General features: G+C 71.4%; 8 protein-coding genes. 4 read left to right on the top strand and 4 right to left on the bottom strand.

Translation table 11 applies throughout. The features are described from left to right. Positions 1-10 precede the first annotated feature (10 nt). Positions 11-2,380, bottom strand: a complete 2,370-nt coding sequence (locus tag L3i22_RS13500; RefSeq protein ID WP_370644460.1) for a glycoside hydrolase family 3 N-terminal domain-containing protein — start codon at positions 2,378-2,380, stop codon at positions 11-13. 285 nt (positions 2,381-2,665) lie between these two features. On the opposite strand from L3i22_RS13500, the gene L3i22_RS13505 reads away from it, so the two are divergent. The 3 genes from L3i22_RS13505 (at position 2,666) to L3i22_RS13515 (ending at position 5,818) form a co-directional block, all read left to right on the top strand. Next, the gene (locus L3i22_RS13505; RefSeq protein ID WP_255658197.1) at positions 2,666-3,994 is read left to right on the top strand and encodes an extracellular solute-binding protein; all 1,329 of its coding nucleotides are present in this window, start codon (positions 2,666-2,668) and stop codon (positions 3,992-3,994) included. Between the two features lie 74 nt (positions 3,995-4,068). Beyond that, positions 4,069-4,917 carry a carbohydrate ABC transporter permease gene (locus tag L3i22_RS13510; RefSeq protein ID WP_255658198.1) on the top strand — a complete coding sequence of 283 codons (849 nt, stop codon included), beginning with the start codon at positions 4,069-4,071 and terminating at the stop codon, positions 4,915-4,917. A 1-nt stretch (position 4,918) separates the two neighbouring features. Next, on the top strand, positions 4,919-5,818 hold the full coding sequence (locus L3i22_RS13515; RefSeq protein ID WP_221327303.1) for a carbohydrate ABC transporter permease: 900 nt from the start codon (positions 4,919-4,921) through the stop codon (positions 5,816-5,818). 410 nt (positions 5,819-6,228) lie between these two features. Here L3i22_RS13515 and L3i22_RS13520 read toward each other — a convergent pair whose 3' ends face one another. Next, entirely contained in the window at positions 6,229-7,266 is a 1,038-nt protein-coding gene (locus L3i22_RS13520; protein ID WP_221327304.1) for a LacI family DNA-binding transcriptional regulator, read from the bottom strand. An 803-nt stretch (positions 7,267-8,069) separates the two neighbouring features. Between L3i22_RS13520 and L3i22_RS13525 the strand changes: the two genes are divergently transcribed. Continuing rightward, a complete protein-coding gene (locus tag L3i22_RS13525) occupies positions 8,070-8,951 on the top strand; it encodes an LLM class F420-dependent oxidoreductase (protein ID WP_221327305.1) in 882 nt (293 codons plus the stop codon). 92 nt (positions 8,952-9,043) lie between these two features. Here the strand turns inward: L3i22_RS13525 and L3i22_RS13530 are convergent, their stop codons facing one another. Beyond that, positions 9,044-10,378 carry a hypothetical protein gene (locus L3i22_RS13530; RefSeq protein ID WP_221327306.1) on the bottom strand — a complete coding sequence of 445 codons (1,335 nt, stop codon included), beginning with the start codon at positions 10,376-10,378 and terminating at the stop codon, positions 9,044-9,046. Positions 10,379-10,393: 15 nt separating this feature from the next. Continuing rightward, entirely contained in the window at positions 10,394-11,431 is a 1,038-nt protein-coding gene (locus L3i22_RS13535) for a hypothetical protein (protein ID WP_221327307.1), read from the bottom strand. Between the last annotated feature and the right edge of the window lie 86 nt (positions 11,432-11,517).

Below are 11,517 nucleotides of genomic sequence, written 5' to 3' on the forward strand. Positions count from 1 at the left end.
TGACCAACGGTCACGATTGGATCGGCCGTACCGTCACCGGGGTGGTCAGCCGGCGGTCCGCGCCGGCCGGTCGGGCCGGGCCGGTCAACTGGACGGTGGCCTGGCACGGCAGGTCCCCGGCCGACGTGCCGACCAGGATCCGCAGGTCGCCGGGCTCCACCACGCGCCGCAGGTCACGGCCGGTGAACGCGGTCCGGTCGGTGTGCACCGCGAAGGTGACCTCCGCGCCGGCGCCGGCCGCGAGCTCGACCCGCTGGAAACCCGACAGCTGGCGAACCGGACGGGTGACCTGGGCGACCGGGTCGGACAGGTAGAGCTGCACCACCTCGGAGCCGGCCCGCTCGCCGGTGTTGCGCACCCGCACGGTCACCTCGAACTCGCCGTCGACCGGCACGGTGTCCGCGCTGACCCGCAGCTCGTCCACCTCGAACGTGGTGTACGCCCGGCCGTGCCCGAACGGATAGAGCGGTGTCGGGTCCAGGTTGCTGACCCCGCTGTGCGTGGCGCCCAGGATCGGCTGCAGGTAGGTGCCCGGCTGGCCGCCCGGGTGCCGCGGGATCTGCACCGGCAGCTTGCCGCTGGGCTGGATCCGCCCGCTGAGCACGCCGGCGATCGCCGCGCCCCCGGCCTGCCCGGGCATGAACGCCTGGACCAGGCCGGCCACCCGGCCGTCCAGGTCACCCAGCGCGTACGGCCGGCCGGAGACCACCACCACGACCACCGGCGTGCCGGTCGCCAGCAGCTCCTCGATCAGCTCCGCCTGCACGCCGGGCAGCCGCAGGTCCTCGGCGTCGCAGCCCTCGCCCGAGGTGCCCTTGCCGAACAGGCCGGCCAGGTCGCCGACGAACGCGACCGCCAGGTCGGCGCCGCGGGCCGCCTCGACCGCCCCGGCGAAACCGGACCGGTCGGCGCCGTCGACCGCGCAACCTTGGGCGTAGGTGATCTCGTTGGCCGGGAACTCGGCGCGCAGCCCGTCCAGCGCGGTCGGGATGTCCAGGCCGAGACCGAGCTGCGGATAGCGGGGGAGGACATGGTTGGGAAAGGCATAACAGCCGAGGAACGTACGGGCGTCGTCGGCGCACGGGCCGATCGCGGCGATCCGGAACGGCTCGGTGACCGGCAGCGCGCTGCCCGTCTCCAGCAGGATGATCGAGCGTTCCGCCAGGTCGATCGCGATCTGCTGGTTCTCCGGCGCGTTCAGGTCGGTGAGCTCGGCGGCGAGCACCGACTGCTCCGGCGTCCAGCCCGGGTCGAGCAGACCCAGCTCGGCCTTCTGGACGAGCAGGCGGCGGGCGGCCCGGTCGACCAGCTCCTCCGGCACCTCGCCGCGGCGGACCCGCTCGACCAGGCCGGCGCCGTACCCGATGGTGTCCGGCAGCTCGACGTCGATGCCGGCGGCCAGGGCGAGCGCGCCGGCGCCGGCGCTGTCCGCGGCGACCCCGTGCATCAGCGCCAGGAACGGCACGGCCCAATAGTCCGAGACGACCGTGCCGGTGAAGCCCCACTCGTCCCGCAGCACCTCGGTGAGCAGCCACGGGTCCGCGCCGGCCGGCACGCCGTCGACGTCGGAGTAGGAGTTCATCACCGAGCCGGCGCCGCCACCGCCGCGGCCGACGGCCGCGACGGCCGTCTCGAACGGCGGCAGGATCAGATCGATCAGCTCCCGGCGGCCCATCGGCACCGGGCCGTGGTTCCGCGCTCCGCGCGACGCGGAATAGCCCGCGAAATGCTTCAGGGTGGCGATCACACCGGCTTTCTGAAGACCGCGGACGTACGCCGAACCGACCGTCGCGACGAGGTAGGGATCCTCCCCGATGGTCTCCTCGACGCGCCCCCACCGGTAGTCACGCACCACGTCGAGCACCGGGGACAGGCCCTGGTGCACGCCGAGCGCGGCCATGTCCCGCCCGATCGCGGCGGCCATCCGCTCGACCAGCTCCGGGTCGAAGGTGGCGCCCCAGTTGATCGCGGCCGGGTAGACGGTCGCGCCGAGCGCGGTGAAACCGGTCAGGCACTCCTCGTGGACCAGCGCCGGGACGCCGAGCCGGGAGGCCATCACGACCCGCTGCTGACGGATCAGCTCGGCGGCGCCCTCGGCCGGGGTGAGCGGGACGCTCCCGTACACCCGGGTCAGGTGGCCGAGCCCGTGCTGCGCCGCGACCTCCAGCGGGACCGTGCCGCCGGCCGCGAAGACGTCCTGCATCGGGGCGACGTTGTGCTGCTCCTCCGGGTTGTAGCCCTCGTCGTGCGCGTCGCCCATGTCGTTGCCGACCCAGCGGCTGCCCAGCTGCGCGACCTTCTCCTCGAGGGTCATCTCGGCGAGCAGTGCCTCGACGCGGTCGGCGACGGACAGCGCCGGGTCGCGCCATGGCTGGGTCACCTGATCTGTGGTCAACGTTTTCCTCCGGAGGGTTCCCGAAACTTTCGGGTGCCTTGGGTTGCGCGCCGGCGGGCGGAAAAGCCCTGCCGACGCTGCCTACTCTCGCGCTCCGGGCACGGTTACGGCAAGGGTCTTGACACCTGTCACAGCGAAACCCTACGTTAACGAAACCTCGCGTTAATTTGCGGCTGTCACTCGAAAGTTCCGGAACTCGGTGACCGCCGTCGCCATCGCTATATCACCCGCCGCGGCTCGCCGTGGCTTGCTTCGAGTACGGAGAAAAGCGTGAAGCGCAGGAATTTTCTGAGTCTGACCGCGGGTGCTGCCGCGGCCACCGGTCTCGCCGCGTGCGGTAACTCCGGTCCGGCCGGCGACACCAGCAAGGGCGGCTCCGGTGGCGGTGACGCCGCCGGCTACTGGTTCCTCAGCGGCCCGCCCGGAGAGCCGATCCGCCAGGGCGCGGTCGACCGGTTCAACAAGGCGAACCCGGACAACCAGATCAAGGTCACCACGTTCCAGAACGACACGTACAAGGACAAGCTGAAGACCGCCCTCGGCGCGGGCCAGGCCCCCAGCATCATCTGGGGCTGGGGCGGCGGCGGCCTGAAGAGCTACGTCGACGCCGGCCAGGTCGACGACCTGACCGACTGGTTCGCCCAGAACGCGGCGGTCAAGAACAAGCTGTTCCCGGCTTCGTTCGGCCCGGCCACCGTCGACGGCAAGATCTACGCGATGCCGGCCGAGACCGTGCAGCCGATCATCGTGCTGTACAACAAGGACGCCTTCGCGAAGGCCGGCGTGGCGAACCCGCCGCAGACCTGGTCCGAGCTGATGAGCATCCTGCCGAAGTTCAACGACAAGGGCATCGCGCCGTTCTCGCTGGCCGGCCAGTCCCGCTGGACGAACATGATGTGGCTGGAGATGCTCTTCGACCGCATCGGCGGCCCGGAGATCTTCAACAACGCCTACGACGGCCAGAAGGACGCCTGGAGCAACCCGGCGGCGATCGACGCGCTCACCAAGGTCCAGGAGCTCGTCAACGCCAAGGGCTTCGTCAAGGGCTTCTCGTCGGTCACCGCCGACTCGAACGCCGACCAGGCGCTGCTCTACCGGGGCAAGGCCGCCATGGAGCTGCACGGCTCCTGGTCGTACGGCATCATCAAGGCCGACGGCGGCAGCTTCATCAAGGACGGCAAGCTGGGCTACTTCGCCTTCCCGGCGGTCGACGGCGGCAAGGGCGACCCGAGCAACGTCTACGGCAACGCCGGGCAGTTCCTGTCGATCTCCTCCAAGGCCTCCGACAAGCAGAAGGAGACCGCGAAGAAGTTCTTCGCCAGCATGCTCGACGACACCGAGCAGCAGGGCTGGATCGACTCGGGCGGCGTCCCGATCGTCCAGGGCTCGAACGCCAAGCTGGCGTCCTCGCCGGACAAGGACTTCCTCAACTTCATCTACGACGTGTCCAGCAAGGCCAAGAACTTCGGCCAGTCCTGGGACCAGGCGCTGAGCCCGTCCTCGGCCGAGACGCTGCTGCAGAACATCTCGAAGCTGTTCCAGCTGCAGATCACTCCGCAGCAGTTCGCCACCAACATGAATGCGACCATCGGCAAATGACCATTGCACCGCCTGTAGTGCGGTCCGCTCCGCCCGCCGCATCCCGCGGCGGGCGGAGCGCGTCCGTCTCCTGGATGGCGTGGCCGGCTCTGGTCGCGTTCACAGTCTTCGGGCTCGTACCGCTCGTCGGCGTCCTGGTGCTCAGCTTCTCGTCGTGGAGCGGCCTCACCCAGGACGTCCCGTTCAGCGGGCTGGACAGCTGGAAGTCCACGCTGACCGATCCCGGCCTGCCGCACGCGCTCTTGGTCACCTTCCTGATCATGGCGTTGTCCTGGCTGGCGCAGACCCCGCTCTCGATCCTGCTCGGGGTCTTCATCGCGGCGCACTCGCGCTACCGCAGCGTGCTCGCGGTGCTCTTCTTCATCCCGCTGCTGCTCAGCCAGGCGGCCATCGCGATCACCTACAAGATGCTGCTGGACCCGAACTTCGGGCTCGGCGCCAGCCTGGGCTGGGGCTTCCTGCAGCAGGACTGGCTGGGCGAGGGCAACCTGGCCATCGGCGTGGTCATCTTCGTGGTGTCCTGGCAGTGGATCCCGTTCCACTCGCTCATCTACCAGGGCGGCGTCCGGCAGATCCCGGTCGCGATGTACGAGGCGGCCGAGATCGACGGGGCCGGGCGGGTGCGCAAGTTCTTCAGCATCACGCTGCCCCAGCTCAAGTACACGATCATCACATCGTCGACGCTGATGGTGGTCGGTTCGCTGACCTTCTTCGACCTGATCTGGGTGCTCACCGCCGGCGGTCCCGCCGACGCCACCCGGGCGCTCGCGGTCGACATGTACGTCCGCGGCTTCCGGACCGGTCAGATGGGTCCGGCCAGTGCCATCGCGGTGATCCTGGTCCTTCTCGGCCTGGGCCTGGCCCTGCTGCTGCGCCGGCTCGGCGGGCGTGACACGACCGAGAGCCAGCTGGAAGGGATCTGAGATGACGACCACGCTCGACAGCCGCAAACGCGGGCAGGCCGCGCACATCGCGCCGCCCACGCCCCGCCGGCGCTCGAAGCTGGGGCAGTACAACTGGTTCGGTGGTACGGCCGGGTGGCTCTGGCTGGTGATCGTGATGGTCCCGCTGTACTGGATCGTGATCACCAGTTTCAAGCTGCAGGCCGACTACTTCTCCACCAACCCGCTGGTCCCGCCGGCCAAGCCCACGCTGGAGAACTACCGGTTCGTGCTGGAGAACCACTTCGTCCGGTACTTCTTCAACAGTGTGATCGTCACGGTCGGTGCCGTGGGCCCGGCCGTCGTCGTGTCCTTCATGGCGGCGTACGCCGTCGTGCGTGGCAGCGCGGTGAGCCGGTTCCTGCGTACCGTCAATGCGGTTTTCCTGATGGGGTTGGCGATCCCCCTGCAGGCGGTGATCATCCCGGTCTACCTGATGATCATCAAGCTTCAGATGTACGACACCCTCGGCGCCATCATCCTGCCGTCGATCGCGTTCGCGATCCCGCTGTCGGTGCTGGTGCTGTCGAACTTCATCCGGGACATCCCGAAGGAGCTCTTCGAGTCGATGCGGATGGACGGCGCCACCGAGTGGGGCACGCTGTGGCGCCTCGCGCTGCCGCTGACCCGGCCGGCGCTGGTGACCGTCACGATCTACCAGGGCCTGCAGGTGTGGAACGGCTTCCTGCTGCCGCTGATCCTGACCCAGAGCCCGGAACAGCGGGTGCTGCCGCTGGCGTTGTCCGCGTTCCAGGGGCAGTACAACATCAACATCCCGGCGGTGCTGGCGTCGGTCGTGCTGACCACCCTGCCGATCCTGGTGCTGTACGTGGTCGGGCGCCGTCAGCTGCTGAGCGGCCTGACCGCCGGCTTCGGCAAGTGATCTGACGCAATCGTCGTGGCCGGCTCGGCGGGGTGACCCGCCGGGCCGGCTTTCGCGTTTCCCGGGCCGGCTTCCGCGTCCCCAGCCCAGTGGCCCAGCCGCGCCGGCCCCACGGCCACGCCCGGCTCCCGCCCGCTCCACCCGGCCCATGGCCACGTCCGGCCCCACGGGCCGCGCCCGCTCCGCTGGGCCCCACGGGCCGCGCCCGGCGCCCGCCCGCGCCTGGCCCCACGGGCGCGCCCGTTCCGCCCACTTTGCCCGGCCCCGCGGCCACGCCCCGCACGGCTCGGAGGCTCCGAGGCCGCGTTTCTCGGACCAGTTCAGCCCGCAGTCCAACACGGCGGCCGAGCTTGGCCGCCCGGCCCAGCTCCGTGTGGCCGGCGGGCTGTGGCCTGGGGGGATTTTTCGGTCTATGTAGGGGTTTGGGTGGTGGTCTCGGCCAGGGACTTCGTGCTCTCGCGGACGATCAGCTTGGTGACCAGCTCGACCCGGGGGGTCTCGATGGTCTCGCCGCGGGACAGGCGCAGGATCGTGCGGGCGGCGAGCGCGCCCATCTCGGCCAGCGGCTGGCGGATCGTGGTGAGCGGGGGAGAGGACCAGCACGCGTCCGGCAGGTCGTCGAAACCGATCACGCTCAGATCGTCCGGCACGCGCAGGCCGCGGCGGCGGGCCGCCTCGTAGACCCCGAGGGCCATCTGGTCGCTGGACGCGAAGATCGCGGTGGGCCGGTCCGGCTGGTCGAGCAGGCGGCCGCCGGCCAGGAAGCCCGACTCGTTGCGGAAGTCGCCCTGCTCCATCAGGCGCGGGTCGACCGGGACCCCGGCCGCCTCGATCGCCGCGCGGAAACCGTCCAGCCGGGCGCGGCTGCAGAGCAGATCCTTCGGCCCGGCGATGAACCCGATGCGCCGATGACCGAGACCGATCAGGTGATCGGTGGCCGTGCGGCCGCCCGACCAGTTCGTCGCGCCGATCGTCGGCACGTCGGTGGCCGCCCCGCCGGCCGGATCGATGATCACCACCGGGACCCGCAGGCGGTGCAGCTCGCTGTGCACCGGCTCGGCCACGTCGGAGGTCACGAAGACCACGCCGTCGGTGGCGCGGGCGCGCAGATTCTGCAGCCACTGGCGGGTCGCGGTGGTGCGGTGGTGCACCTGGGAGACCACGGTGCCGACCCCGGCGGCGTGGGTCACGTCCTCCACGCCGCGGACCAGCTCCAGCGCCCAGGGGCTGTCCAGATCGTTGAAGACCAGGTCGATCAGCCGGGCTCGCCCGGAATGCCGAGAGTTGCGAGGACGATAATCGTGCTCGCGCAGCAGTCGCTCGATCAGCTCCCGAGTCCCGGGGGAGACGTCGGAGCGCCCGTTGAGCACGCGGGAGACGGTCGGCACGGAGACGCCGGCGGCGTCCGCGATGGCCGCGATGGTGACCCGTTGCTTGCCGGCAACCATGGGGGCGGGCTCCTTACCGCCGGGGCGCAATGTCTGCAACTTCCGGGCCCGGCACCGAAATCATGCCATGGCTACCCGTGAGTTCAATACGCTGGAAACCGACCGTTTTGTGTTAACCGGTTAAGCATTGCCTGCGGTTTTACCGTGGGAGCGCTTCCGGTTCGGCCTCCGAAAGTTACGGAGAGCGCTCCCAAGAATGCGTCAACCCTGCGACGATGCAGGTCAGCGGTCGGTTGGCGGTTGCAGCGCTGCAGGGAACCATGGCAAAAGCGGCCATGGCCGTTCACTGAACCGCAGGTGACGCACCTCATGATCGGTTTCCGGGAATCGCCCCCGCGAGCCGAACTCCACACCACCGTGCACCCGTTCCCACCGCCACCGCCACCGCCACCGCCACCGCCACCGCCGCCGCCGCCGGTCGCGGGACGGCCGGCGCCGGCGCTCTCGGGACGGCAAACCTCCGGACTAGCCTCCTAGGATGCCCAAGGCGATGTGGCGAGGGCGGGCGAGGCGGACCGGTGCCGGGAAGAGCCTGCAGGCGGGAGCGGTGCCGGCGGCGGAGGGGGCGAAGCGCGGAAGCGGCCGGACGCAGACGCAGCGCGTGGAAGCGGCGGGACGCGGGGCGCGAGGTGGCGGGGCGCGAGGTGGTGGGGCCCGGAACAGGACGGGCGCGGACGCGGAGGGAAAGCGCGGAGCGGGAATTGGCGGGGCGGGAAAGTGGCCGGGCGGGGCTGCGGTCGTAGCGGATGGGAGGGTCGGCCGGGGGAGCGGCGGGTGGGTGATCAAGTGGATAGGTTGGTTGCATGAGCATCAAGTTCGGGGTTTTCGTGCCGCAGGGCTGGCGGATGGATCTGGTCGAGATCGACGACCCGGTGGAGCAGTACGAGGCGATGACCGCCGTCGCGAAGCTGGCCGACGCCGGCCCGTGGGATTCCGTCTGGGTGTACGACCACTTCCACACCGTCCCGGAGCCGACGATCAACTCGACGTTCGAGGCGTGGACGGTGAGTTCGACGCTCGCCCGGGACACCAGCCGGGTCAAGATCGGTCAGATGGTGGGCTGCAACGGCTACCGGCAGCCGTCGCTGTTCGCCAAGATCGCGTCGACCGTGGACGTGGCCAGTCACGGGCGGTTGTACGCCGGGCTGGGCGCCGGGTGGTACGAGCACGAGTGGAAGGCCTACGGATACGAGTGGGCCGACGTGCCGGAGCGGATGCGGGCGTTCCGCGAGGCCGTCGAGATCGTGCACCGCATGTGGACCGAGGAGCGCCCGGTCTTCGAGGGCCGGCACTACCGGATCGACGGGCCGATCAACGAGCCGAAGGGCGCCGGCGGCCGCAAGCCCGACCTGTGGCTGGGCGGTGGCGGCGAGAAGGTGACGCTGAAGCTGGTCGCGAAGTACGCGGACGCCTGCAACGTGGGCGGCGGCGACCCCGAGGTGATCCGGCAGAAGCTCGACGTGCTGCGGAAACACTGCGACGAGCAGGGCACCGACTACGACCGGATCACCAAGTCGACGAGCCTCTACCTGGAGCCGGGCGACAGCGTGGCCAAGGTGCGTGAGCAGGTGGAACGGATCGCCGAGGCCGGCGCGGACTACGTGATCACCTACATCCCGCGGGTCGCCTACGACCACGAGCCGCTCCAGGCGATCGCCGAGGAGGTCATCCCGCACTTCGCGTGACGCGCCGGCGGGGAGCCGGTCGCCCGGCTCCCCGAGGAAGATCAAGATCAAATGCTTGCGACGGTACGGCCGTAGCAAGCGTGCGGAACCGGTCACGTGTGGTCGTGGAGCCACCGCCCGATCGCGTCCAGCCGGGTCTTCGGCGCCGGTCGCGCCAGCGTCCGCAGCAACTCCGCGTCGGTGACCGGCCGGGCGGTCCGCACCGAGTCCCGGAGCAGGTCCCGGTCCACCGCCAGGCCACCGGTGAGCAGCACGGTCGACCCGGAGCCGAGGACCGCGTAGCCCTGCTGGTCCGGCGACCGGAAGTAGACCAGCCCGCCGGCCTCGGTCGTGCACCGCGTCTGACCGAAACAGATCTGCTCCCGGCCCCCGTATTGAAAGTGCAGCCGCACCACCGCGTCGGCGGGCCCGGTGATGCCGTCGGCCGGCAGGTACTCGGTGCCGAGGTTGGGGGCGATCCCGGCGCTGCGGTAGCCGGGGGCCACGGCGATGTACGGCGGGTCGGCCGGGTCGGCGTGCAGCCGCGTGCGTTCGGCGGCGGTCGCGGGCCGGGCCGTCCGGATCGCGGTGCGCAGCGCGGCCCGCTCCACCCCGGCCGTGCCGGTCGCGACGAGCAGCACGGCACCCCGGCGCAGCAGGTAGACCTGCTCGTTCCCCCAGGTCGTGTAGTAGAGCAGCCCGCCGGACTCCGCGGCGCAGCTCTGCACGCTGCCGGGGATCAGCCCGGCGGACTCGGCGGAGCCCGTGCTGTCGGCGCAGGTCCGTGGCTGACCGGCGGCCACCTGCTCGGCCCGGACGCGGTAGATCCGCAGGGGCGGCACGGCCGCCGGGTCGGTGGGCGTGAACTCGGCGCCACCGGTCTCCGGCCCGTAGACCCGGTCCCCGGTCGGGGTGTACCCGGCCACCCGGACCGCGTAGAGCGTCTCCCGGTGCAGGCCGGAGGCCGCCAGGCGCTCGGCGAGGTCGTCCGGCGCGGCGCCGCGCAGGCCGATCCCGGCCGCGACGACGGCGGCGAGCAGCACCGCGAGCGCGCCGGCCGGAACCGGCCAGGGCCGCACGAACAGGGCCGCGACCAGCACGAACGCCAGGCCGCCGAAGAGCACGATCCGGCCGCTGCCGTGGCTGACGCCGAGGCCGGCCGCGTCCCCGACCCGCCAGCCCAGCGTCCACAGCATCCCGCCGCCGACCGCGACCAGCAGCGCCCAGAGCAGGTTCGACCGGGGGCGTTTCACCTGCGCGGTGGCGCGGCCGAGCAGGGTCAGGCCGGCCACGATGCCGGCCAGGATCGCCAGCAGGACGAGCAGCACCCCGGTGCCGCCGAGGATCGCGCCGACCAGGAGGCCGAGCAGCGCCGGCGGGAGCAGGGCGCCGAGCAGCCAGACCCCGCCCAACTGCAGGATGATCCGTGAGGCGGGGGAATCGTTCATGACCGATATGGTGACCTACGTGTGCCGGCGCAGCCACGCCCGGGCGGCCTCCACCGGGTTGCGCGGCGAGTAGGCCGGCAGGGTGTCGAGGAGCTCGGTGTCGGTCGCCGGGCGGGCCGACGCGAGGGCCTGGCGCAGCAGCTCCGGGGGCACGTCCGGGTTGCCGGTCAGCTCCAGGACGTGGTGGTTGCGGATGATCGCGGCGCGCGGCGTGTCGCCGGTGAAGACGCTGGCCCGGTTGGTCCCGCCGAGCAGCAGGTAGTTCTGGTCGGTGCAGCGCGGCGGGTGGCAGCCGGTCGAGACGTCGATGGTGAGCAGGGTGATCCGGCCGGCCGCAGCCGGGTCGGTGGGCACGTACTCGTCGCCCTGCTCGGCCAGGCCGAACGTCGACCGGACCGGCCGGAAGCCGGGCACGTCGAGGTGCCAGGCCGCGTCCCGGGTCCAGCCGGCGCGGGCCAGCCGCTGGTCGAGCTCGCTCGGGCCGGTGTCCCGGAACGCGAGGACGCCGGTGGCGGCGAGCACGACCAGGGCCGCGGTGGCCGGGGCCCGCAGCCACCAGCCGCGGGTCAGCGCGGCCGCGACCAGGGCCGCGAGGGCGCCGCCGAGCAGCACCGCGAGCCGTCCGTTGTGCAGCACGTCGAGGCCGTGCGCGGTGGCGACGGTGCGGCCGGTCAGCCAGGCGAGCCCGCCGCCGGCGGCGACCAGGGCGGCCCAGAGCAGCCGCCGGCGCCGGGTGCCGCCGAGCGGGGTGACCAGTGAGGTGGCCCGGACCAGCAGGTACAGCATGGTGATCAGGCCGGCCGCGATCACCACGAGCATGGCGACGGTGGCGGTGGTGAAGGCCGGGCCGCCGAGCTCGAAGCCGTGCGCGACGCCGTCGAGGACGAACGGGGCGCAGCCGCCGAGCAGCCAGACGGTGATGAGCTGCCAGGTGAGCTGGCCGGGGCGGGACTCGGCGGGGTCGGTCCATCGGGGACGGCCCGGTGGCACCGGTTCCGGCTCGGCCGGCCCGGGGTGCTCGCTGATCTCTGCACGGTGACGCGCTGCGGCCATCGGCACAGAGTGGCAAATTGATCACCCAGCGCGCTGCCCCGCTCGGGGTCCGGAATTGGCACAGTCCGCACGCCGCCGGAATCCAG

Origin of the sequence: Actinoplanes sp. L3-i22 (assembly GCF_019704555.1) — a bacterium.
Taxonomy (GTDB): domain Bacteria; phylum Actinomycetota; class Actinomycetes; order Mycobacteriales; family Micromonosporaceae; genus Actinoplanes.

What these genes read in the sequence shown, in the direction of transcription:
- L3i22_RS13510 (WP_255658198.1), top strand. Translation starts at nt 4,069, where the DNA reads ATGGCGTGGCCGGCTCTGGTCGCGTTCACAGTCTTCGGGCTCGTACCG.
- L3i22_RS13515 (WP_221327303.1), top strand. Translation starts at nt 4,919, where the DNA reads ATGACGACCACGCTCGACAGCCGCAAACGCGGGCAGGCCGCGCACATC.
- L3i22_RS13520 (WP_221327304.1), bottom strand. Translation starts at nt 7,266, where the DNA reads ATGGTTGCCGGCAAGCAACGGGTCACCATCGCGGCCATCGCGGACGCC.
- L3i22_RS13525 (WP_221327305.1), top strand. Translation starts at nt 8,070, where the DNA reads ATGAGCATCAAGTTCGGGGTTTTCGTGCCGCAGGGCTGGCGGATGGAT.
- L3i22_RS13530 (WP_221327306.1), bottom strand. Translation starts at nt 10,378, where the DNA reads ATGAACGATTCCCCCGCCTCACGGATCATCCTGCAGTTGGGCGGGGTC.
- L3i22_RS13535 (WP_221327307.1), bottom strand. Translation starts at nt 11,431, where the DNA reads ATGGCCGCAGCGCGTCACCGTGCAGAGATCAGCGAGCACCCCGGGCCG.